Annotated in this window: 27 protein-coding genes; 11 read left to right on the top strand and 16 right to left on the bottom strand. The window is 67.7% G+C overall.

The genetic code is table 11. From position 1 onward, the window contains the following. Nucleotides 1–53: 53 nt before the first annotated feature. From ACWDTD_RS02210 to ACWDTD_RS02230, 5 genes are all read right to left on the bottom strand, one after another. Complete coding sequence (locus tag ACWDTD_RS02210; RefSeq protein ID WP_449745409.1) at nt 54–200, bottom strand: hypothetical protein; 147 nt, start codon at nt 198–200, stop codon at nt 54–56. Beyond that, on the bottom strand, nt 197–1,408 hold the full coding sequence (locus tag ACWDTD_RS02215) for a hypothetical protein (RefSeq protein ID WP_449745410.1): 1,212 nt from the start codon (nt 1,406–1,408) through the stop codon (nt 197–199). The genes ACWDTD_RS02210 and ACWDTD_RS02215 overlap by 4 nt, the downstream gene beginning before the upstream one ends. After that, nucleotides 1,405–1,713 (bottom strand): type VII secretion target, encoded by a 309-nt coding sequence (locus ACWDTD_RS02220; RefSeq protein ID WP_449745411.1) that lies wholly within the window; start codon nt 1,711–1,713, stop codon nt 1,405–1,407. Before ACWDTD_RS02220 ends, ACWDTD_RS02215 begins: the two co-directional genes overlap by 4 nt. A gap of 64 nt (nt 1,714–1,777) precedes the next feature. Next, nucleotides 1,778–2,104 (bottom strand): YbaB/EbfC family DNA-binding protein, encoded by a 327-nt coding sequence (locus ACWDTD_RS02225; RefSeq protein WP_449745412.1) that lies wholly within the window; start codon nt 2,102–2,104, stop codon nt 1,778–1,780. An 8-nt stretch (nt 2,105–2,112) separates the two neighbouring features. After that, nucleotides 2,113–2,544 (bottom strand): hypothetical protein, encoded by a 432-nt coding sequence (locus tag ACWDTD_RS02230; RefSeq protein WP_449745413.1) that lies wholly within the window; start codon nt 2,542–2,544, stop codon nt 2,113–2,115. A 364-nt stretch (nt 2,545–2,908) separates the two neighbouring features. Between ACWDTD_RS02230 and ACWDTD_RS02235 the strand changes: the two genes are divergently transcribed. Then, entirely contained in the window at nt 2,909–4,372 is a 1,464-nt protein-coding gene (locus ACWDTD_RS02235) for an AAA family ATPase (RefSeq protein WP_449745414.1), read from the top strand. Here ACWDTD_RS02235 and ACWDTD_RS02240 read toward each other — a convergent pair. Continuing rightward, on the bottom strand, nt 4,363–5,016 hold the full coding sequence (locus tag ACWDTD_RS02240) for a DedA family protein (RefSeq protein WP_449745415.1): 654 nt from the start codon (nt 5,014–5,016) through the stop codon (nt 4,363–4,365). The genes ACWDTD_RS02235 and ACWDTD_RS02240 overlap by 10 nt on opposite strands. A gap of 273 nt (nt 5,017–5,289) precedes the next feature. Here ACWDTD_RS02240 and ACWDTD_RS02245 point away from each other — a divergent pair, with 273 nt between their 5' ends. The 3 genes from ACWDTD_RS02245 to ACWDTD_RS02255 all read left to right on the top strand — a co-directional run bounded on the left by ACWDTD_RS02245 (nt 5,290) and on the right by ACWDTD_RS02255 (nt 7,371). Further along, nucleotides 5,290–6,324, top strand: a complete 1,035-nt coding sequence (locus ACWDTD_RS02245) for an alpha/beta fold hydrolase (RefSeq protein WP_449745489.1) — start codon at nt 5,290–5,292, stop codon at nt 6,322–6,324. Nucleotides 6,325–6,420: 96 nt separating this feature from the next. Then, entirely contained in the window at nt 6,421–6,894 is a 474-nt protein-coding gene (locus ACWDTD_RS02250) for an NINE protein (RefSeq protein WP_449745416.1), read from the top strand. 30 nt (nt 6,895–6,924) lie between these two features. Further along, a complete protein-coding gene (locus ACWDTD_RS02255) occupies nt 6,925–7,371 on the top strand; it encodes a hypothetical protein (protein WP_449745417.1) in 447 nt (148 codons plus the stop codon). An 82-nt stretch (nt 7,372–7,453) separates the two neighbouring features. Here ACWDTD_RS02255 and truA read toward each other — a convergent pair whose 3' ends face one another. The 9 genes from truA to ACWDTD_RS02300 form a co-directional block, all read right to left on the bottom strand. After that, a complete protein-coding gene (gene truA / locus ACWDTD_RS02260) occupies nt 7,454–8,332 on the bottom strand; it encodes a tRNA pseudouridine(38-40) synthase TruA (protein ID WP_449745418.1) in 879 nt (292 codons plus the stop codon). Between the two features lie 26 nt (nt 8,333–8,358). Further along, on the bottom strand, nt 8,359–9,006 hold the full coding sequence (rplQ, locus tag ACWDTD_RS02265) for a 50S ribosomal protein L17 (protein WP_449745419.1): 648 nt from the start codon (nt 9,004–9,006) through the stop codon (nt 8,359–8,361). 66 nt (nt 9,007–9,072) lie between these two features. Beyond that, nucleotides 9,073–10,125, bottom strand: coding sequence for a DNA-directed RNA polymerase subunit alpha (locus ACWDTD_RS02270; RefSeq protein WP_449745420.1), 1,053 nt, complete (start codon nt 10,123–10,125; stop codon nt 9,073–9,075). Nucleotides 10,126–10,241: 116 nt separating this feature from the next. Beyond that, nucleotides 10,242–10,847, bottom strand: coding sequence for a 30S ribosomal protein S4 (gene rpsD / locus ACWDTD_RS02275; RefSeq protein ID WP_449745421.1), 606 nt, complete (start codon nt 10,845–10,847; stop codon nt 10,242–10,244). A gap of 22 nt (nt 10,848–10,869) precedes the next feature. Next, complete coding sequence (gene rpsK, locus ACWDTD_RS02280; RefSeq protein WP_006338095.1) at nt 10,870–11,277, bottom strand: 30S ribosomal protein S11; 408 nt, start codon at nt 11,275–11,277, stop codon at nt 10,870–10,872. Continuing rightward, complete coding sequence (gene rpsM, locus ACWDTD_RS02285; RefSeq protein ID WP_449745422.1) at nt 11,277–11,645, bottom strand: 30S ribosomal protein S13; 369 nt, start codon at nt 11,643–11,645, stop codon at nt 11,277–11,279. Before rpsM ends, rpsK begins: the two co-directional genes overlap by 1 nt. Nucleotides 11,646–11,826: 181 nt before the next feature. Further along, entirely contained in the window at nt 11,827–11,940 is a 114-nt protein-coding gene (gene rpmJ, locus ACWDTD_RS02290) for a 50S ribosomal protein L36 (RefSeq protein ID WP_005207978.1), read from the bottom strand. 74 nt (nt 11,941–12,014) lie between these two features. Further along, nucleotides 12,015–12,236 (bottom strand): translation initiation factor IF-1, encoded by a 222-nt coding sequence (gene infA, locus ACWDTD_RS02295; RefSeq protein ID WP_005170487.1) that lies wholly within the window; start codon nt 12,234–12,236, stop codon nt 12,015–12,017. 270 nt (nt 12,237–12,506) lie between these two features. Beyond that, nucleotides 12,507–13,025 (bottom strand): flavodoxin domain-containing protein, encoded by a 519-nt coding sequence (locus ACWDTD_RS02300; RefSeq protein ID WP_449745423.1) that lies wholly within the window; start codon nt 13,023–13,025, stop codon nt 12,507–12,509. Nucleotides 13,026–13,205: 180 nt separating this feature from the next. Here ACWDTD_RS02300 and ACWDTD_RS02305 point away from each other — a divergent pair, with 180 nt between their 5' ends. The 5 genes from ACWDTD_RS02305 to ACWDTD_RS02325 all read left to right on the top strand — a co-directional run bounded on the left by ACWDTD_RS02305 (nt 13,206) and on the right by ACWDTD_RS02325 (nt 20,220). Further along, on the top strand, nt 13,206–16,457 hold the full coding sequence (locus ACWDTD_RS02305; protein WP_449745424.1) for a carboxyl transferase domain-containing protein: 3,252 nt from the start codon (nt 13,206–13,208) through the stop codon (nt 16,455–16,457). A gap of 34 nt (nt 16,458–16,491) precedes the next feature. Then, nucleotides 16,492–18,273, top strand: coding sequence for an AMP-binding protein (locus ACWDTD_RS02310; RefSeq protein WP_449745425.1), 1,782 nt, complete (start codon nt 16,492–16,494; stop codon nt 18,271–18,273). Further along, complete coding sequence (locus tag ACWDTD_RS02315; protein ID WP_449745426.1) at nt 18,270–18,899, top strand: TetR/AcrR family transcriptional regulator; 630 nt, start codon at nt 18,270–18,272, stop codon at nt 18,897–18,899. Before ACWDTD_RS02310 ends, ACWDTD_RS02315 begins: the two co-directional genes overlap by 4 nt. 200 nt (nt 18,900–19,099) lie before the next feature. Then, nucleotides 19,100–19,495, top strand: coding sequence for a phage holin family protein (locus ACWDTD_RS02320; protein WP_449745427.1), 396 nt, complete (start codon nt 19,100–19,102; stop codon nt 19,493–19,495). Further along, nucleotides 19,492–20,220, top strand: coding sequence for an SIMPL domain-containing protein (locus ACWDTD_RS02325; RefSeq protein WP_449745428.1), 729 nt, complete (start codon nt 19,492–19,494; stop codon nt 20,218–20,220). The genes ACWDTD_RS02320 and ACWDTD_RS02325 overlap by 4 nt, the downstream gene beginning before the upstream one ends. Before the next feature lie 64 nt (nt 20,221–20,284). On the opposite strand, the gene ACWDTD_RS02330 is transcribed toward ACWDTD_RS02325, so the two are convergent. Continuing rightward, the gene (locus ACWDTD_RS02330; protein WP_449745429.1) at nt 20,285–21,130 is read right to left on the bottom strand and encodes an LLM class F420-dependent oxidoreductase; all 846 of its coding nucleotides are present in this window, start codon (nt 21,128–21,130) and stop codon (nt 20,285–20,287) included. Between the two features lie 94 nt (nt 21,131–21,224). Here ACWDTD_RS02330 and dtd point away from each other — a divergent pair, with 94 nt between their 5' ends. Then, a complete protein-coding gene (gene dtd, locus ACWDTD_RS02335) occupies nt 21,225–21,674 on the top strand; it encodes a D-aminoacyl-tRNA deacylase (protein ID WP_449745430.1) in 450 nt (149 codons plus the stop codon). Nucleotides 21,675–21,704: 30 nt separating this feature from the next. Further along, nucleotides 21,705–22,556 carry a formate dehydrogenase accessory sulfurtransferase FdhD gene (fdhD, locus tag ACWDTD_RS02340; RefSeq protein WP_449745431.1) on the top strand — a complete coding sequence of 284 codons (852 nt, stop codon included), beginning with the start codon at nt 21,705–21,707 and terminating at the stop codon, nt 22,554–22,556. The last annotated feature ends 35 nt before the right edge of the window (nt 22,557–22,591 follow it).

A 22,591-nucleotide genomic window follows, 5' to 3' on the forward strand; every position in this document is an offset into this window, starting at 1 on the left:
CTCCTGCCGGATCGGGGTGAAGTAGACGGGGACGGTATGAGTTGCCGAAGAAGTCAGGTGGTGAGGTCGGGAGCGGGCACGCCCAGGCGCAGTTCGATGTCGGGCGCGGGTGCGGGCGCGGCGGGCTGGTCGTCGCCGAGAACCGGAGGTGCGACACCGCCGACCTCACCGACCACCTGCTGGCCGTTGTCCTCGGTCACCAAGTAGTCGGGGATCTCATGGTGTTCGTCGGCCGCACCCGCCCCGCGCGCGGCGCCCGCCGCCCCCGCCATCGGCGCCATGGAGGCGGGCATCGTCGTGGGCGCGGCGGTGACAGCCGTTTTGTGGCCGTCCCCGGAACGTAACCGGCGGGTTCGGTGGTTCCGGGCGCCGGCATCGACGCGCGCGCCGGCCCGAGAGGCGTTGCCATGGGACCGATGCCGCCGGGCATCGGTGCGCCGCCGAGGCTTGCCGGGCTGGTGGCGCCGGGACTCGGCCCGGTGTGATCGGGGTCGTCGACCCGTTCGGGATGCGCCATCCGGGCGGGTTCGATGTCGGGAATCTCCTTGTCCTGCAGGGTCAGCATCTTCTGCACCGGCGTCGAGAGCGTCGAGGGCAACTCGGCGGCCGTGGTCAACACCGGCGAGACCGCCTGCAAGATGGTGCTGGCCATCGCGAACGGAGACTGGGTTGTGGGGGCCGTTGCGGTCGTGGGGGCGCTGGTCACCGCGACCGGTGCACCGTTGACGGTCATCGACGTGGTGGGTCCGAGGAGCTGCGCGCGGGTCACGGCGACTGCGGTGGTCGCCTCCGCGAGTCCCTCGTTGGCAAAGAGCACCGCGGCCCCCTGACCGAGAGGGGTGAGCAGACCCGGCCCGATCACGAGGACCTTGCCGATGGTCGCCGCGATGATCGCCTGCACTGTCGCCAGTCCGGTGGCGACGATGCCGGCCGCGGCCTGGATGTTGAACGAGATGCCGCTGCCCTGCCCCGACAGCGCCGCACTGTTCGCACCCGCCTCGGTGGTCTTGGCCGCAGCCGAGACCGAGGCCTGCCCGGTCCAGAGTTTGTCGAGCGCCTCGAGTGCGCCCTGACTCATCGACAGCGAGGTCTCGAGCACCTTCGACAGGCCCTCGAAGACCATCGACGGGTCGAATCCCGCCGTCGACAGGTCACCGGTGCCGAATCCGCCGAGCAGATCGGTCATCGGCTTGAACAGCATCGCGAGATCGATCGTCGGCAGCGGGGGCAGTCCCGGCAGTGGGGGCAGGGGCGGAAGCTGTGGCAGTGGCGGCAGACCGAGTCCCGCGAGTATCTCGCCGACCGGCTGATCCAGGATGGGACCGAGCGGGGTGGCGTCGATCATCTCCTGCACCGACATGTCGGTGAGCGCCGGGACCGCAGGACCGACGCTGTGCTGTGTGGTCACAGCGCCGAGCGGATGACGGCGCCGTTCGCGCCGTCGGTGCCGTCGAATTCGGCCAGACCGGCCAGCGAGGCCGCCGCGGTGGACGCATGCACCGCGGCCAGGCTGCCGACGGAGAAGAGGTGGTTGGCCTGCGCGGTGATGAACGAGGCGAGGAACTCCTGCCCGATGAGACCGAATACCGGAATCATGACCGCGGTGTTGGCCGCAGCGTTGATACCGCCCGCCGCAGCCACAGCGGTGCCGATGGCGGCGTTGGTGGCCGCGAAACCTTCCAGCACTTCCGGACTCACTGTCACGTCGTCCATGTCTGCCCCCTCGATGTCGGTTGTGAGATGAGACGCGCGTATGCGCGTCGTGGTTCCGTGTGCATCACGCGCCCGTCGGGCCGATGCCCAGTTGTTCGCCGAACGCGGTGGTGAATTCCTCGGTGAGTGCGGCCCTGCGCGCGAAAACCCGTTGGGCGGCGAGTGCGGCCGTTGCGACGATCTGGTCGCCGAGGCGACTCGCCCCCAGTTCGTTGGCACCGTCGGCGAACCACAATCCGGTCAGGGCGCCGGTGCCGTCGACCTCCACGGTGATGAGGTCGTCGTCGGAAGTCTGCCGGACCGATAGTGATCCGAGTCGATCCCCGAAGTCCGCGAGAGTACCGAGTTGAGCACGCGCCCGTGCTTCGAGTTCGTCCATGGCCCAAGTCATCTCGGCTCCTACACCCGTCTCAGCCAGGACGACGGCGCGTCCTCGATCTCGTCGTCGGACTGTTCGGCGTGCGCCAACGCGTCCGCCGTCGGCAGTCCGAGGGTGTCGATCACCTCGGACGGTGCTCCCGCCGCGACGAGTTCTTCACGCCATCGGAGTCCGGCCACCATCGCCGAGCGGCGACACAGGCGCAGGATCTCGTCGGCGAGTACCTGTGGACTCTTCTTCAGCTCCGAGCGATCGATACGGACCGTGGTCGGCAGGCCCTGTGGAGTGGTCACCACGGCGAGCGTCCCCGACCGGGAACGTGCCGACGACATACGGAACGCGGCCGGCACCTCGGCGGCTTCATCGGTTCCCGAGGTCGTGCCCGCACCTGCGGTGTGGTGCGCGGTGACCCTGCCGTGCTGTCCGGTGACGCTGTCGTGCTGTTCGGTCATGCGAGATCGACACCCCCGTTTTGTTCATCCCTCTGACGCAGTTCCATCCCTCTGACGCACCGACGTGGTGGCCGGTTCCATCACCATCCGACTTCGGGTCATCTCGTGGATCCGTCATGGTCGTGCCCGGGTTCTCGGCCGAATCTCGCGACCGAAGTGTCCGATATGACGTGACGTTGGATGTTGCCACACTCGCCACACGGCGGCGAGATCTACACGCTCATTCATTTGGCTCGCCGACAAGTCGGGGTCGGTGATCAATCCGACTCGCCGGGTGGCACCTACTCTTCGGTAAGCTGCCCACGGCGCAGCGCACCGACACCGGTGCCGCGAGAGCCTCGGATCCGAGGGGGATGCTGGATCGATGACGACCGACGACTACGGGCGCGACACCGCCCGCCCGGTACCGCCACCGTGGCTGCAGTTCGCCCCTCTCGCCGATCCCGACGAACCCGCCGCAGCGAACGGTACCGCCACCCCGCCGGCGAGCCCCGTGCACACGGCTGCACCGTGGTCGGGCCGGCCGCCCGCGCCTCCGACAGCCGGTCCGCCGCCCTCTGCAGCGCCGACGCCGCCCCCCATCACACCGCCCCCCATCACACCGCCGACCGCCCCATCTCCGCACGTCGCGCACCCGTCGCCCACACCTCCGCCGTCGGCACCGCCGCCCACCGCAGCGCAAGCCGCCGCCCCTCATTCCGCCGTTCCACCGCCCACCTCGATGCCACCGCAACCGGCGACGGCTCACCTCTACGGGCACGCCGGCACACAGCCTCATCCACCGGCACCGACAACGCCGGTACCGCACGGCCCTCCGATGCCGCAGGCGCCGCCGGGGGCCCAGCCGTCGCCGGGTCCCGGCCGGTTTCCCGGCGACCACCCGCGGGGCCCCGGACTCGACGAGGTGGCCTTGTTGCGCAAGGCCCGCAGACCACCGGCCCGCGGCTGGCGACGCGCGGTGCACACGTTGTCGGCGGGCACGATCAACCCCGGCGACTCCCCCGGCGACATCGAGTATCAGCAGTTGCTCGAACGCGTCCGTCGCCCCGTCCGCGGCGACTACCGGATCGCGGTGCTCTCCCTCAAGGGCGGCGTCGGCAAGACCACCACCACCGTCGGGCTCGGGTCCACCTTCGCGACGCTGCGCGGCGACCGGGTCATCGCCGTCGACGCCAACCCCGACCTGGGTACCCTCGCACAGCGGATTCCGCAGCAGACGTGGTCGACGGTGCGCGATCTGCTCGCCGACGAGAACGTGTACCGCTACAGCGATGTTCGTGCGCACACCTCACAGGCCCCGAGCCGACTCGAAGTGCTTGCCTCCGAACGTGATCCGGCGATGGCCGAAGCGTTCAACGAGGACGAGTACCGCGGCGTGCTGACCATACTGCAGCGCTTCTACAACATCATCATCACCGACTGCGGAACAGGCCTGAGTCACTCGGCGATGAACGGTGTCCTCGACCTCGCCAACGCGATCATCCTGGTCAGCTCCCCCGCACTCGACGGCGCGCGCAGTGCGGGGGCAACACTGGACTGGCTGCAGGCGCACGGTTTCGGTCATCTGGTGTCGCGGGCGGTGGTGGTGCTCAGCTCGTCGCGTCCGGGCGCGTCGACCATCGACACCGGTCAACTGGCGCAACACTTCCTGACCCGCTGCCGCGCGGTGCATCAGATCCCGTTCGACGACCACCTCGCCGAGGGCGCCGACATCGACCTCGATCTGGTGAGCCGACCGACCCGCCACGCGCTGGTCGAACTCGCCGCCACCATCGCCGACGACTTCGGTGGCGCCACCGCCCCGAATGCCGAGCCGTTCTACACCTGACGCTCACGTTCGGGTGCTTCGTCGGCAAGCCCGGCGACGTCGCGTCGACGCGTCCGCCATCGTCGCCAGGCCGCGATCAGCGTCGGCACCACGACGGTGAGCACCGATGCGACGATGATCACCTCGAGATGGTCGCGGATCAGCGGCACCTGACCCAGGAAGTACCCGGCCAGGATGATCCCGCCTGCCCACACGATGCTGCCCAGCACGCTGAACAGGGTGAACACCCGATACGGCATGCCGCTGAAACCGGCCACCACGGGGGTGAGGGTCCGCACGATGCCGATGAAGCGTCCGAAGAAGACCGTCAGCGGTCCGAACCGTTCGAAATAGCGATGTGTTCGCTCCAGGTAGGTGGGTCCGATGCTGCGCATCACCCGTCCCTCGAGCACTCCCCGACCCAGTCGGCGCCCGATGACGTAGCCACACTGATCACCCAGGATCGCCGCAAGTGGCACCAGGACACACAACAGCCACAGTGGTGCGAACGGTTCCGGTTGTGCCGCGAGCACACCCGCGGTGAACAGCACCGAGTCGCCGGGAAACACGAACCCGATCAGCAGACCGGTCTCGATGAAGATGAGAACGCACAGTCCGATCAGTCCGCCCGTCGCGAGAAACGAGTCGATGTCGAACGGATTCATCGATCCCCAGACTACTGGGCGGTGCCGATGCGGTCCGGCTGCGTCACGGGTTCGTCGGCGGCCGTTAACTCGGTGCAACATCTCGCGCAAGATCGCCGAACGTGGGGTTAACTCGATAGTTGAAAGCGCCGTGAGCGGAACCATCCCGACGTCGCTGGTCACATTGTGGTGAATGTCGAGGAGTCGAACGTGTCCGAGAAAAGGGGCCGCGCCGGCACCGCCGAACGCGGCGCGAACGTCAACCGAGCCGGAGGTGGCCAGGCGCCTGCCAACCTGCGCCCGGTCTCCGATACCGAGGTGCGCGTCGAGTATCGGCGCATCCACGGTTACCGCCGGGCCTTCCGCATTGCGGGCAACGGCCCGGCGCTGCTGCTGATTCATGGCATCGGCGACAATTCGTCCACCTGGAACGACGTGATCCCCATGCTGGCGCAGCACTACACGGTGATCGCACCGGACCTTCTCGGGCACGGCCGCTCGGACAAGCCCCGCGCCGACTATTCAGTGTCCGCGTTCGCCAACGGAATGCGCGACCTGCTGGTGGTACTCGGCATCAACAAGGTCACCGTGGTCGGTCACTCGCTCGGCGGCGGCGTGGCGACGCAGTTCTGCTACCAGTTCCCCCGCTTCGTCGAACGCCTGGTTCTCGTGGCGGCCGGCGGGGTCAGCCGCGAGGTCAACCCGGTGCTGCGCCTGGTGACGATCCCGGTGGTGCACGAAGCCCTCACCCTTCTTCGGGTGCCCGGTGTGCTTCCGGCGATGCGCGCCGTCGGGCACAGTGTGGCCAAAGCGCCGTCGTTACCCACCCCGCCGGGTTTTCCCCGCAACCTCTCGCCCAAACGGATGCTCAACGACCACGAGGACATGATGCGGGTGGTCGGCGATCTCGCCGCGCCGACCGCGTCGGCCGCATTCCTGCGGACGTTGCGCGCGGTGGTGGACTGGCGAGGCCAGGCGGTCACCATGCTCGATCGCGCATATCTGACCGAGTTCCTTCCGGTGCTTGTGGTGTGGGGCGATGACGACTCGGTCATCCCCTACGAGCACGCGCTGATGCTGCATTCGGCGATGCCGCACAGCGAGTTGTCGACGTTCGTGGGGTCGGGTCACTTCCCGTTTCACGACGAGCCGGAACGCTTCGTGCAGGTGCTGACCGAGTTCCTCGAGCGCAACGAACCGATGGAGTTCGATCCGCTGGTGTGGCGCACGCTGATGACCGAAGGCCGCCGTTCCGACGATTTCAGCGGCGACGAGGAGACCGTCGAGGCGGTGTTCGACGCGCTCGACGACGAGCGCAGCGCAACCTGACGTCGCCATAGCCCGCCGGCAGGTGCGTCGGCAACCCGACAAAGACAACAATCGAACGACTGTCGACGCCGATTCGGACATGCCACGATGGCTTGCATGACATCTCCGCAATACTCGCCGGACTCCAATCAGCCGCCGTCCGCCCCGTTCGGCGCGCCGCAGCCCGAGCCCAACAACTTCGCCGCGGGACCGTCCTATGCCGGCGCGCCGCCGCCGCAGCCCGTCGGGCCCTACGCCCAGCCCGTCTATCCCGGGGTGCCGGGCGCGCCGGATGCCGGCGCACCCTTCGGTCGCGATCCGTACACCGGTGAGCCGCTGTCGGACAAGTCCAAGCTGGCCGCGGGGCTGCTGCAGATCTTTCTCGGCGGATTCGGCGTGGGACGCTTCTACATCGGCGACAACAAGACCGGTGGCATCATGCTCGGCCTGACGATCCTCGGCTGGGTCACGTCGATCCTGATCGTCGGTATCTTCATCGTGATGGGTGTGGGCATCTGGGCTCTCGTCGACGGCATCCGCATGCTCACCGGCAGTGTGCCCGACGCCAACGGCCTCAAGCTCCGCGCCTAGACTGCGGCGCGGCTGTGCGACGATGGGCTCGTGACCAATCCCCAGAATGATCCGTACACCGGACTGCCCTACAGCACGCCCGGCCCGGCTTTCAGCGGTTACGTACCCCAGCCGCCCGCCGGCGACCCCATTCTGGTCTCGATCGGCGACATCCACTGCACCAGGACGCAGGTGCTCACGCCGGTCGGGTCCTACCCGATCGCGGGCACACAGTGGAGCTTCGCCGACCTGTCCCGCACCACGCGGGAGATCCCGCAGTGGGCGATCATCGTCGCCATCGTCACCGCGATCGTCCTGTGCGGCCTCGGACTCCTGTTCCTGCTCGTCAAGGAGGATCGCACGGTGGGATTCGTGCAGGTCACCGTCGCCGGAAACGGGCTGATGCACACCACGTCGATCCCCGTGTCGTCACCGGCAGCGGTGGCCGACCTCGGCGCCCGGGTCAACTACGCGCAGGGCCTCGCCCACGAGATCTGAGGTGCGCTGCCGCCTGCTTGTGCCGTAGATCAGGGTCACCAGGTGACACGAAAATACGGCACTCGATGTGTGTCGACGCTTGCTACCCTCCGCGGCAGTCCTCCCCCGGGACCGCGTCGCGCACGTCACGGGTGACGGCGTTGCGGGCGGCCCACTGAGAGGCGTCGGGGTAATCCACCCCCACCAGCGACAGGCCCCGGGCCTGCGCCACCGGCACCTGCGCCGATCGGGTGCGCTCCGCAAGCAAGCCCGCACACCACGTCACGTCGCGGCGGCCGTCGCCCACAGCGGCCACCGCCCCCACCAGCGACCGCACCATCGACCAGCAGAAGGCGTCGGCGACGACCTCCGCGACGAGCACGCCGTCGCCACCGCGGCGCCAGGCGAAGCGCTGCAGATCACGCACCGTGGTGGCGCCCTCCCGGAATCGGCAGAACGCGGCGAAGTCGTTGAGTCCCAGCAGGGTCCGCGATGCGTCGTTCATTCTGTCGACGTCGAGCGGACGCACCCAGTCGCCGGTGACACGCGCCACGACGGGTTCGGCGCCGAATACGGCGTCGGTGAGCCGGTACTCGTAATGCCGACGCAACGCCGTGAAGCGGGCGTCGAAATCGGTTGACACCGTAGCGATCTGCTTCACCCTGACGTCGGCGGGCAACATCTTGGCGAGTCGGCGTACCAACCTCGACGGGTCACCGTCGATCGACCGGGTGGCCAGCGCCGACGACGGGATGTCGGCGTGCGCGACCTGTCCGGTGGCGTGCACCCCGGCGTCGGTGCGGCCGGCGACGGTCAGCCGCACCGGCACCCGCAGCACCGTCGCCAGCGTCGTCTCGAGTACCTCGCACACCGTCCGCTGCCCGGGCTGGCGTGCCCATCCCGCGAAATCGGTTCCGTCGTAACCGATGTCGAGGCGCAAACGAACGGACCCGCCACCCATCGGGGTGGCGGGTCCGTCCATGTGTGACGCGCTCAGTGTGATCCGACTTACTTGTCGTCGGCCTTGTCGCCGTCGACGTCGACGTCGGCGGCCTCCGCCTCGGGGGCGGTGGCAGCGGTCGACTCGTCGTCGATGGCCTCGGCCACAGCCTCGGCGTTCTCGACGGCGTCGTCGGACGCCTCGGCCTCGACGGCCTCGACCACGTTGTCGGCGTCATCGGTGCCGGCGGTGTCGTCGGTGCTGTCGGCCGCGGCGGGTGCCGGGGCGGCGGCCTTCTTCTCGGCGGCCTTCTTCGACGCGGCGGCGCGCGTGGCGCGGTTCGCCTCGCTCGACGCGGTGGTCTCGCGCACCAGCTCGATCACTGCCATGGGGGCGTTGTCGCCCTTGCGCGGCAGCGTCTTGATGATGCGTGTGTAGCCACCCGGACGGTCCGCGAAGAACGGACCGATCTCGGCGAACAGCGTGTGCACGACGTCCTTGTCGCGGATGTCCTTCATGACCTCACGCCGGTTGGCCAGCTTGCCGGCCTTGGCGTGGGTGATCAGCTTCTCCGCATACGGGCGCAGGCGCTTGGCCTTTGCTTCGGTGGTGGTGATGCGGCCGTGCTCGAAGAGCGATGTGGCGAGATTCGCCAACATGGCCTTCTGGTGGCTGGCCGACCCGCCGAGGCGGGCACCCTTGGTGGGCTTGGGCATTGTCTTCTCCTAGGAGGACCCGGCGATCACTCGATCTCCCGAGTCGGGGTTTGGCAACGCAGCGAACTACAGCTGCTCGGTCTCGGCAAAATCCTCACCGGAGTCGGCATCGAATGATGCCTCGTCCGACCACGTTCCGGTCGCCGGGTCGTAACCGGCAACCTGCGACGGGTCGAAGCTGGCCGGGCTGTCCTTGAGCGACAGACCCAGGGCGTGCAGCTTGACCTTCACCTCGTCGATCGACTTCTGCCCGAAGTTACGGATGTCGAGCAGATCCGACTCGGTCCGCGCCACCAGCTCGCCGACGGTGTGCACACCCTCGCGCTTGAGGCAGTTGTAGGACCGCACGGTGAGATCGAGGTCCTCGATCGGCAGACTGAACGACTGCAGATGATCGGCCTCGGCCGGCGACGGCCCGATCTCGATACCCTCGGCCTCGACGTTGAGTTCCCGTGCCAGACCGAACAGTTCGACCAGGGTCTTGCCCGCCGACGCCAGGGCGTCGCGTGCGCTGATCGAATTCTTGGTCTCGACATCGAGCACCAGACGGTCGAAGTCGGTGCGCTGCTCGACGCGGGTGGCCTCCACCTTGTAGGTGACCTTGAGCACCGGCGAGTAGATCGAGTCGACCGGGATGCGGCCGATCTCGGCACCCGACGCCTTGTTCTGCACGGCCGGGACGTAGCCGCGGCCCCGCTCGACGACGAGCTCGATCTCGAGCTTGCCCTTGTCGTTCAGGGTGGCGATGTGCAGATCGGGGTTGTGCACGGTGACACCGGCCGGCGGCACGATGTCGGCGCCGGTGACGGTGCCCGGGCCCTGCTTGCGCACGTACATGGTGACCGGCTCGTCCTCTTCAGAGCTGACCACGAGGCCCTTGAGGTTCAGGATGATGTCGGTGACGTCTTCCTTGACCCCGGGGACGGTGGTGAACTCGTGGAGCACTCCGTCGATGCGGATGCTGGTGATGGCAGCACCCGGAATCGAGCTGAGCAGGGTACGACGCAGCGAGTTGCCGAGGGTGTAGCCGAAGCCCGGCTCGAGCGGTTCGATGACGAACTTCGACCGGTCCTCGGCGATGATCTCCTCGGTAAGGGTGGGTCGCTGTGAGATGAGCATTGACGTGACTCCTTGTGGCCGACCGCTATTTGACGGCCTAGAAGGTGAACCGAGCAGCTGTTGCTGCCGGCGTATTACTGAATCGGCGAACTACTTCGAGTAGAACTCGACTGCGATTACTTCGAGTAGAACTCGACGATGAGCTGTTCGGTCAGCGGCACGTCGATCTGGGCGCGCTCGGGCACGTTGTGCACGAGGATGCGCAGCGTCGACGGAACCACCTGCAGCCAGCCCGGAACCGGACGATCACCCTGGAGCTCCTTGGCGATCTGGAACGGGACGGTCTGCAGCGACTTCGGACGGACATCGATGATGTCGTACTGGCTGACCCGATAGCTGGGGACGTCCACATTGACACCGTTGACGGTGAAGTGGCCGTGCGTGACCATCTGACGCGCCTGACGACGGGTACGGGCCAGGCCGGCGCGGTACACGACGTTGTCCAGACGGGTCTCGAGGATCTTCAGCAGCTCATCACCGGTCTTGCCGGTACGACGGTTGGCCTCTTCGTAGTAGCGACGGAACTGCTTTTCCATCACTCCGTAGGTGAAGCGTGCCTTCTGCTTCTCCTGCAGCTGCTGCAGGTATTCGCTCTCCTTGATCCGCGAGCGGCCGTGCTGGCCGGGCGGATAGGGGCGACGCTCGAACGCCTGATCGCCGCCGATGAGATCGACGCGCAGACGACGGGACTTCTTTGTTGCGGGGCCGGTATAACGAGCCATTGTCTATTCTCTTCCTTTCCCGCTAGACCCGACGCCGCTTGGGCGGACGGCAACCGTTGTGCGGCTGCGGGGTGACATCAGAAATGGTGCCGACCTCGAGGCCGGCGGCCTGCAGCGACCGGATCGCGGTCTCACGACCCGAACCCGGTCCCTTGACGAACACGTCGACCTTCTTCACGCCGTGCTCGGCGGCCTTGCGCGCAGCGTTCTCCGCCGCGAGCTGAGCCGCGAACGGGGTGCTCTTGCGCGAGCCCTTGAATCCGACGTGACCCGAGGACGCCCAGCTGATGACGTTGCCGTTGGGGTCGGTGATCGAAACGATGGTGTTGTTGAACGTCGACTTGATGTGTGCGTTGCCGTGCGGGACGTTCTTCTTATCGCGACGGCGTGCGCCCTTCTTCGGGCCTGCGCTACGTGACTTCGGAGGCATTACTTCTTCTTCCCGGCGATGGTCTTCTTCGGGCCCTTGCGAGTGCGGGCATTGGTCTTGGTGCGCTGCCCGTGGACCGGCAGGCCACGACGGTGGCGCAGGCCCTGGTAGCAGCCGATCTCGATCTTGCGACGGATGTCGGCCTGCACCTCGCGGCGGAGGTCACCCTCGACCTTCACCGAGGATTCGATGTATTCACGCAGCTTGGTGACATCTGCGTCGGTGAGGTCCTTGGCGCGCAGGTCGGGGCTGAGCCCGGTGGCGTCGAGGATCTCCTTGGAGGTGGTACGACCAACCCCGTAGATGTAGGTGAGTGCGATCTCCAGCCGCTTTTCGCGGGGAAGATCCACACCTGCAACACGTGCCATGTGGCGGTTTCCTTTTCATGTCAGAGGTCTGCTCCTAGTCCGTCCTGAACGCTGTCAGGCTCCGGCCTCTGAACCGGAGGTGGGCGACGACTCGTCTGTCGTCGCTGGTGCTGGGAGTTCCTGTGTTATTCGGTTGTTCAAGCGACCCGGAGTGGGTGCCGTGAGCCCTGCGGCCCGGTGATCAGCCCTGACGCTGCTTGTGACGCAGGTTCTCGCAGATCACCATGACCCGACCGTTACGGCGGATCACCTTGCACTTCTCGCAGATCGGCTTGACGCTCGGCTGAACCTTCACGTCCGCTTCTCCTTGCTGGTTGTGCAGGCACGGCGAAACCGCGCCTGTTGTTCTCCCCGACGTGCGGGAAAGTCTTACTTGTAGCGGTAGACGATCCGCCCACGACCGAGGTCGTAGGGCGACAGTTCCACGACGACCCGATCCTCGGGCAGGATGCGGATGTAGTGCTGCCGCATCTTGCCGCTGATGTGGGCGAGAACCTTGTGACCGTTCTCCAGCTCAATGCGAAACATCGCATTGGGCAGGGGTTCGATGACTCGTCCCTCGACCTCGATGGCCCCGTCTTTTTTCGCCATGTCCTCCGCGATCCTGGCCGCGCGATCCCCGTTCGCCATGGCGAACGGATCACCGCGTTGCCCGGTTGAATCCGTGTTTGTCCGCTACTGTGATGACACCCGCCTCACGGCAGGGTCATCACCGTCCACGCTGGCGCCGGAGTCGCGCGCCGGGTGATGACACGCGTAGACCGGCACGGCACGCGCACCGACGATCCATGTTACGCGAACTGCGCGAACAGTCCAAATAGCGGTCCGGGCCGCATTCCCGGCACCCGCCGGGGCTGCGGATCAGGTGCGTGCGGCACCCAATTCGGCCGCGATCCCGTCGGCCCAGTGGCGGATCTGATCCCAATCGCGCGCGTCCCGCAGGCCCTCCGGCGTGTTCTTGGCCATCCCCTTCTCCACGAAGCCCCGCGGATCGGTCGGCATCCGCCCGCCGAACACCGTGTGACCACGCAGCCCGACCGACTCGGCGAGCTCGAGCACCTTACGTGGCTCGAGCCACTTCGAATCCTCCGCCAGATCCTGCTCGACGTGATCACCGACCGGACCCGAGCTGAAGATCCAGAACGGAACTCGTCCGAGTTCGGCTCGATGGTGTTTCAGGAACGCCGTCGCCTCCCTGCGCCAGCGCCCCATGTACACCGCGCTGCCCACAATGACCGCATCGTGGTTGCCGACGGTTGCCTCCCCCACCTCCAGACAATCCGTGTCGAGGCCGTGACCACGCAGTTCCTCGGCGATGGCCTCGGCGATCTCGGCGGTGGAGTGGTGTTTGGTCGCGTAGGCGACGAGAACGGTGCCCATGACCCGATCGTCCTCCTTATGACACGGGTGAGCCAGGGCACAACGACCGCGGTCGGGTTGCACCACACCGTCGCGGCCGGGCCGGGCATTGCCTGTTCCGGACACCGCGTGCGATGGCGTACTGTACTGACAGTGACGTCAGCGTCAGCGGCGGAGTCAGCATCGGCGAGGAGTGAAAACATGGCCCGGATTCTGGTGGCGAATCGCGGCGAGATCGCCGTGCGGATCGTGCGCGCGATCCACGAACTCGGCGACACCGCCATCGCGGTGTACGCCGCCGACGACGCCGATGCCCTGCACGTCCGGATGGCCGACGAGGCCCACCGGCTGCAGCAGAGCGGCCCCGCGGCCTACCTCGACGCCGCCGACCTTGTCGAGACCGCGGCGCGCTGCGGCGCGCACATGATCCACCCCGGCTACGGATTCCTGAGCGAGAACGCGGCGTTCGCCCGGGCGGCTCGCGAAGCCGGGATCGTGTTCATCGGGCCTCCTCCCGAGGTGCTCGACGTGTTCGGCGACAAGACCGCCGCGCGGGCTCTGGCCGCCAAGGCCGGTATCCCCATCGCCCCCGGCTCACCGGGCCCGGCGACTCTCGACGACGCGCAGGCATTCTTCGCCACGCACGGACCGCTGATGATCAAGGCGGCCGCCGGCGGTGGTGGCCGCGGCATGCGCGCGGTGCGGCACGAATCCGAGCTGGCCGAGGCCTACACCCGATGCGCTTCGGAGGCGGCGGCGGCCTTCGCCGACGACACCCTGTTCGTGGAGAAACTCATCGAGAATCCGCGCCACATCGAGGTGCAGGTCATCGGCGACGGGCACGGAGCACTCACCCACCTGTGGGAGCGCGATTGCAGCATCCAGCGTCGCCATCAGAAAGTGATCGAGGTGGCGCCCAGCCCCGATCTACCCGGGGACGTTCGCCGGGCCGTTCTCGACGCGGCGATCGCACTGGCGGGACTCGCCGGGTACGAGAACCTGGGTACCGTCGAATTCCTGGTCTCCGGCGACGAGTTCTATTTCATGGAGGCCAATCCCCGCCTGCAGGTGGAGCACACGGTCACCGAGGAGATCACCGGGATCGATCTGGTGACGACGCAGATCCGCATCGCCCGCGGCGAACGCCTCGCCGACTGCGGACTGGCGACACCACCCGCCCCACGCGGATACGCCGTGCAGGTGCGGGTCAACTCCGAGACACTCGACGAGCACGGCGAACCCCGGCCCGACGCGGGGGTACTGAACGAGTTCGCACCGCCCTCGGGTCCGGGCATCCGCGTGGACACGGCCGGCCATCCCGGCGCGACGGTGTCGCCCCGATACGACCCGCTGCTGGCCAAGGTCGTCGCGCACGCGGGGTCCTTCGCCGGGGCCGCCCGGCGCGCCGCGGAGGCGATCGCCGACTTCGTCGTCGAGCCGGTTGCGACCAATCGTGCACTGCTGCATGCGATCCTGACCGATCCGGAGTTCATTGCCGGCACCTGGGACACCACCTTCGTGCCCGGCCGTCTGTCGGATTTGGCCGGTCACGAACTTCCCGGCACCCGACCGGTCGCCGAACCCGCGCCGACGGCCGGGCCCGTCGCGGCGGAACTGCCCGCCGACGCACACGTCATCTCGGCACCCATGTCGGGTGTCGTGGTGTCGATCGACGTGCAGGCCGGCAGCGAGGTCGGCGCCACTGCGTCGATCGCGGTGCTCGAGGCGATGAAGATGGAGCACGTCGTGCGTGCCGGCGACGATGTGCGGGTGACCCGCGTGCTGATCGCTCCGGGCGACCTCGTGGCATCGGGTGCACCGCTGGTCGTGGTGGAACCCGCCGACGTCACGGCCGCCGGGGTTGCGCGTGCGCTCGAGCCGGACAACCCCGAGCCGGACGATCCCGATTGGTCGGCCGAAGTGGCCGAGATCGATCGCCGCGTCGCGTTCGCCGAAACCATGGGTGGACCGGCGAAGATTGCACGGCAACATGATTCGGGACGCCTCACGGCGCGTGAGCGCATTGCGCGCCTCGGCGACGCCGGCAGTTTCACCGAGATGGGTGCGCTGTCGGGCTTCCCGACGGTCGACGATGCGGGCCACACGGTCTCGGTGTCGCCCACCAACTTCATCGCGGGCACCGCCCGCATGGACGGACGGAAGGTCGCCGTCGGCGTCGACGACTTCACCGTGCGCGGAGGCGCCGGCGATGCGGCGATCCACGCCAAGCAGATCTTCCTGGAGCGCTACGCCAACGAGATGCGTTTACCGATGGTGCGCCTGCTCGACGGCCAGAGCGGCGGCGGCAGCGTGAAGATGGCGCTCGACGCCGGCTACACGTATGTCCCGTTCAATCCGGCGTGGGATGTGGTGGTGGACAACCTGTCGCTGGTTCCGGTGGCCGCGGCCTGTCTGGGTCCCACCGTGGGTCTGGGCGCTGCCCGGCTGGTGATGTCGCATCTCTCGGTGATGGTCGACGGCGTGGGTCAGGTGTTCACCGCGGGCCCGCCCGTGGTGCGCAGCGCCACCGGGGAGAATCTCACCAAGGAGCAACTCGGTGGTTCGGATGTCCACCGCGACAACGGAACCGTCGAACGCATCGTCGCCACCGAGGACGACGCCTTCGAGACCATCCGCCGCTTCCTGTCGTACCTGCCGACAAGTGTCTTCGAGACCCCACCGGTCACCGAGTGCGCCGATCCGCCGGCACGACGAGAAGAGTCACTGCTGTCGGCGGTGCCGCGCAATCCGCGACACCCGTATGCGATCACCCCGATCCTCGACGCGGTCTTCGACGCCGGGTCGGTGTTCCGCTACGCCGAATACGGCGGCGGAACGCTCACGGCGCTGGCACGGCTGGCCGGCCATCCCGTCGGCGTCATCGCCGCGGACCCTTTTGCGGGAGCCACCATGTCGGCGTCGGGCGCGCTGGCGATCACCCGGCTGGTGGACCTGTGCGAGACGTTCCACCTGCCGATCGTCAGTCTCACCGACCAGGCAGGCATGACGATCGGGCTCGAGGCCGAACGTCGCGCCACGATCCGGCACGGCGCGCGGGCCATCACCGCCGTGTACCAGGCACGGGTACCGCAAGCCGAGATCATCGTGCGCCGCGTCTACGGCGTGGGCGGTGCGGGCATCGTCAACCGTCATAGGGCACAACGCAGTTGGGCATGGCCGTCGGGCGACTGGGGTTCACTGCCGATGCAGGGCGGCGTGGAGGCGGCGTTCGGCGCGCAGATCGGGGCGGCCGACGACCCGGAGGCCGAGGCGGACCGCATACGCGGCATGCTCACCGCGCTCACGTCACCGTTCCGCACCGCGGAGAAGTTCGGTGTCGCCGACCTCATCGACCCGCGCACCACCCGGGAGTTGCTGTGCGACTGGGTGTCCGACGCCTATCGAATCGTGCCGACACTGCTCGGACGCCCGTCCTACGGCACGCGTCCCTGACCGCCCCCGACCGCCACCTCACCACAGGAGAATCATGTCCCCCTCGTCTGCGATCGACCCCCGGCACCCCGATCCCGCATCCCTGCTCGCGGTGCTCGCCGCCGATGGCGAGATCATCACCGAACGGCTCGACCATTGGGTCGGCGTCACCCCCGAGGCGCCGCTTCTGCACTACGGCGAGGAGTCGCTCACGTTGAGCTACGCCGAGTTCGGCGACCTCACCGACCGCATCGCCGGGAACCTCGCCGCGCACGGCATCGCCAAGGGTGACCGGGTCAGTGTGCTCACCACCAACTCCCACATCGCCGCCGTCCTGATGTTCGCGATCTGGAAGGCGGGCGCGGTGTACTGCCCCGTCAACTTCGCCTACACCGGGCGGCTGCTGGCCTACCAGCTCGACGACACCGCACCGGCGCTACTGATCACCGACGCGACGCACCTGCCCGCCGTCAACGACGTCGCCGTCGAACTGCGCCATCTCCCCACCGTCGTCGTGTACGCACCCGAACCCGGCGCCCATGACCATGTGGCCGACGTCGCCGCGGTGAATGCCCGCTTCGCGACGTCGGCGTGGGCCGATCTCGTGGCGGCCGCCCCGCGCCCCGCGGTCACCGTCGGCTTCGACGATCCGGCCAACATCGTGTACACCTCGGGCACCACCGGACCGGCCAAGGGCGTGGTGCAGCCCTATCGGTGGATGGCGCAGTACACCTTCGGGTTACGGGCTCCGCTCACCGCCGACGACGTGATCTACAGCGACCTGCCCATGTACCACGTGGGCGGCGCCATCGCCAACGTCGCTCGCGCGGCGTGGGTGGGATGCTCGGTGGCACTGTGGGATCGGTTCAGCCCCAGCGATTTCTGGCGACGCATCGCCTCGTGCAACGCCACCACCGCGATCCTGCTGGACGTGATGATCCCATGGCTGATGAACGCCGAGCCGCGCACCGACGACCGCGCCAACACGCTCAACAAGGTGTACATGCAGCCCCTGCCGCTCCATCACGCCCACGTGGCGCAGCGCTTCGGATTCGATTTCGTGCTGGCCGGTTTCGGCCAGACCGAGTCGGGCGCGACGGTGAGCGCCTTCATCGAGGAGACCACTGCCGGAGCAGGCACACCCGACGAGCACTACCGCGGACTCGACCACGCCGACATCATCGACCGCGCGCAGCAGCGGGGGATCCGTGTGCTGAGCGGAGCCCAGGTGACGCGCAAGGGGTTCATGGGCAGCCCCGGTCCGTTCTGCGAGGTCACGATCCGCGACGATCACGACGGCGAATGCGGTGTGGAGGAACCGGGCCAGCTGGCGGTGCGACCCCGCTTGCCGGCGCTGACGATGCTCGGCTACCACAACAAGCCGGAGGCCACGGTGGCGGCGTGGCGCAACCTGTGGCTGCACACCGGCGACGCCGCGGTGCGCGCCGCCGACGGCACCATCTACTTCGTCGACCGTCTGGGCGACCGCATTCGCGTTCGGGGCGAGAACCTTTCGTCGTTCCAGGTGGAGGATCTGGTGAATCAGCATCCGGCGGTGCAGTACTGCGCCGCCTTCGCCATCGCCTCCGAGGCCGGGGATGAGGACGACGTGGTGGTGTTCGTGGTACCCGCCGAGGGTGTCGTGCTCACCGTCGAGGACATCGATGCGCACGCCGCAGCGGTGATGCCGAAGTACATGCGTCCGCGTATCGTGCGGATCGTGGACGACCTGCCGCGCACCGCGACCAACAAGATCGAGAAGTACCGCCTGCGCACGCAGATCGTGAACGAGCGGGCGCAGCAACCGAGCGTGTCACCCGGGTCGCGGCCGTCGTGACCGAGGCGGCCTGGGCGCGGGCGCGCACCTCCCGCGAGGGAAAGGAACACGAGACCCGAAGCCACCTGCTGCGCCGAGCCGCGGAGGTGTTCGCCGCACGTGGGTACGCCCACACCACCATCGCCGACATCACCGACGCCGCCGGGGTGTCGCGGGCGTCGTTCTATCTGTATTTCACGTCCAAGGCCGACGTCTTCGCGTCAGTGGCGGCCACGGTGCGCGACGATTTCCTTGCCGCACACGAGATCCGCGACGTCGACGAGAGTGATCCGGTGGCGCTGGGCCGCGCCTCCACCGCGGCATTCCTGACCGCCTACGCCCGCCATCTCGACCTGATGACGGTCATCGAACACCAGGCGCTGGCCGATGAGTCGATCGCGTCCATCTGGCGTGAGATCCAGGAACGGCCGCGACGTCGGGTGGTGCGCTATCTGCGTCGTCTCGCCGATTCCGGGGAGGCCGACCTCGCCGCCGACCCCGAGTCGGTGGCCGACGCAGTGTTGGGCATGTTCGAACGTTTCGCTCACCGTCGCCTCACCGATCCCCGCGAATTCGACCGCGCGGCGTCGTCTCTCAACGCCATGTACCTGCGCCTTCTCGGCATCGAGGGCGCCGACGACGAATAGTTCCCGCACGCGGCAGCCCCCAACATGCGGTCAGCCACCGCCAGCGCCTCATTTGACGTTTGGCTGCAACCGGTTCCGCGTCACGTGGCGACACGCTGGCCCGAACGATCGCATCACCCGACGCATGGTCGAACTCGGCCTGTGAGGCGCTTCGGGAAGAACTGCGCCGCGCGGCGTCGACTTTGGCAAGATGACCGGACATGCGTGCATTTCTGATCGAGGCCGGCCTCACCGGTTTCGCCCTGTGGATCGCCACACTCATCGTGCCCGGACTCGACTTCGTGTTCCCCGCGAATTCGTCGGTGCTGACGCAGTTCGGCGTGGTGGTGCTGGTCGCCCTGATCTTCGGTGTCATCAATGCGTTCATCAAGCCGATCGTGCAGATCCTCTCCATCCCGCTCTACATCCTCACGCTGGGGCTGATCCACATCGTGATCAACGCGTTCATGATCGAGATCACCGCCTGGATCACGCGCAACACCACTCATTGGGGCCTGGAGGTGGACAGCTTCTTCTGGTCGGCAATCCTCGGTGCCCTGGTGATCTCGATCGTCGGTTGGGCGATCTCGATGCTGCTCAAGGAACCGGTGCGATGAGGCGGCCGGTGCCGCGGGCAGTAGCGGCACTCGCCGCGACACTGGTCCTGCTCGCCGTCACACTTCTGGCGGGTTGCGGCGGCGACGACGGTTCGGACAAGACCAGAACCGTGACGGTTGTCGGGAGCGGAAAAGTGACCGGAGTTCCCGACACCCTGCGCGCGGACGTGGGCGTCGAGGCCACCGGGCCCGACGTGTCGACGGCACTCAACGAGTCCAATGCCACGGTCAAGAAGGTCACCGACGCCGTGGTGGCGGCCGGGGTGGACCGCAAAGATGTCGCGACCCAGAATGTGTCGCTGACCCCGCAGTACTCCACACCCGCTCCCGGCGGTACCAACGAGATCACCGGCTATCAGGCGTCCAACACGATCCGCATCACGATGCACGACACCGCGAAGGCGTCGCAGGTACTGTCGGCGGCCGCCACCGCCGGCGGCGACAGCACACGCATCAACAACGTGGCCTTCTCCATCGACGACGATTCGACATTGCTCGAGCAGGCCCGCAAGGCGGCGTTCGACGATGCGCGCACCCGCGCATCGCAGTACGCCTCGCTGGCCGGTGATTCGCTCGGCAAGGTCATCACGATCACCGAGTCGTCGGGCGACGCGCAACCGCAGACGCCGCAGCGCTCCTCCGACGTGGCCGTGTCCGCGGTGCCGTTGGAACCGGGCCAGCAGACGGTGTCGTTCACCGTGACCGTCACCTATGCGCTGACGTGAGTTCGGCCCGGCGATCAGTGCCGTATTTCGGTGTCACCTGCTGACACCGAAGTACGGCACAAGGTCAGGACGCGCCGATGATCGCGGCGAGCTCGTCGACCGGTGTCTCCGAACCGAGGACCTGCACGGCCACGTGGTTCGCCCCGGCGGCGAGGTGCTCGTCGATCTGGCTGCGCACCGCCGCGGCGCTGCCGTGGGCGACCAGCGCGTCGATGAGGGCGTCGCTGCCGCCGTCGGCGATGTCGGCGTCGGTGTAGCCCAGGCGCTTGAGGTTCGAGGTGTAGTTGCGCAGGTGCAGGTAGGGCTGATCGACCGGCGGGCGTCCCACCGCACGCGCCGCGGTGGGATCGGTGTCGATCACCACCTTGTGTTCGGGCGCGAGCAACGCGTCGGCGCCGAGGATCTCGCGGGCCTGCGCGGTGTGTTTCGGTGTCGTCAGATAGGGGTGGGCTCCCAGCGAACGCTCCGCCGACATGCGCAGCATCCGCGGTCCCAGCGCGGCGAGCAGGCGTCGCTCCACCGGGACCTTCTTGCCATCGAGCGCGTCGAGATAGTGTCCGACGGCCACGAACGGTGACGTGTACTCGGCCGTCGCCTCGGGATGACCGGCACCGATACCGAGATAGAAGCGCCCCGGGAAGTCCCGCTCGAGCTGGTGATACTCACCCGCGATGGCGTCGGGATCGGTGTTCCAGATGTTGACGATGCCGGTGGCCACCGTGAGCCGCTCGGTGGCCTCGAGGACCTTCCGTACCGGCCCGAGATGCTGGGGCGAACCACCCAGCCAGATCGTGCCGTACCCGAGGTCCTCGATCTGCCGCGCCTCGTCGGGCGAGAACCGATTGAACCAGCCCCACGCTCCATGGGTGCCGAACCGTGCGATGTGCTCGTGCCGCGTTGCTGCGCTCATGAGATCGGCAACCGCCTAGGTGTGCGGCCTATTCCGGTCTCACCGTGGCGACACCGGGTGTTCACCCCGGCGCTCATCTGTGATGCTGGTCGGCATGCGAGCGGTCATCCAGCGGGTCAGCGAGGCGTCGGTGTCGGTCGACGGTGAGGTCGTCGGGGCCCTCGACCTCGCGCCGGGCACGCTGGGCCTCGTCGCGCTCGTCGGGGTCACCCACGACGACACCGTCGATCACGCCGCGAAACTCGCCGACAAGATCTGGCGGCTGCGGATCCTCGACGGGCCCGATGGGCGTGAGCAGTCCGCCGCCGATCTCGACGCCCCGATCCTGGTGATCAGCCAGTTCACGCTGTATGCCAACACGGCGAAAGGGCGTAGGCCGTCGTGGAATGCGGCGGCCCCGGGACCGGTCGCCGAGCCACTCGTCGACGCCGTGGTCGATGTGCTGCGGAAGGCGGGCGCGGTGGTTGCCACGGGACGTTTCGGCGCGCACATGCACGTGCAGCTGGTCAACGACGGCCCGGTGACGCTGGTACTCGACGTGTGAGGCCCCCCGGCCGGACTACGCTGGCATGCCATGGGACGTATCACCGCGCGCCGCCGGGTGATTCGCGTGCGTCGCGACGCCGAACCCGTCACCCGGCCCGACGCGCTCGCCGTCGAGGAACCCCTCGAGATCCGGATCGGCGGGTCGAGGCTGGCCGTCACCATGCGCACCCCCGGCCACGACGTCGAGTTGGCCGCAGGTTTCCTGGTGTCCGAGGGCGTGCTGCTGCACGCGGCAGACCTGTCCACGGCCCGCTACTGCGCGGGCACCGACCCGGACGGGCTCAACACCTACAACGTCCTCGACGTGACGCTGGCCCCGCACGTCGCCGTGCCCGACCCGTCGCTCGCACGCGATTTCACCATCTCCAGCGCGTGTGGCGTCTGCGGCAAGGAGAGTATCGAATCAGTCACCACGCGTTCATCTTTCGATGTATCCGCGGACGAGCTCAGCGTCGACGCCGACGTGGTGCTCGACCTTCCCGATCGGATTCGTGAGCAGCAGAAGGTGTTCGAGAAGACCGGCGGGTTGCACGCGGCGGGCCTGTTCGATCCGGTCACCGGTGAACTGCTGGTGCTGCGCGAGGACGTCGGACGGCACAACGCCGTCGACAAGGTGATCGGCTGGGCGCTGATGCAGGATCGGTTACCCCTGCGCGGACACATCCTGCAGGTGTCGGGACGCGCAAGTTTCGAACTGGTCCAGAAGGCCGTGATGGCCGGTATCCCGATGCTGTCGGCAGTGTCGGCGCCGTCGTCGCTGGCCGCCGACCTCGCCGACGAGCAGGGACTCACCCTGGCCGGCTTCGTGCGTGGTGAGTCGATGGTGCTCTATACCCGCGCCGACCGTGTACGGACGACCGCACTGACCCCGAATCGATGACTGTGCCGTAGATCGGTGCCGACTATTGACACCGA

It is taken from the genome of Gordonia sp. NPDC003425 (genome assembly GCF_053588635.1).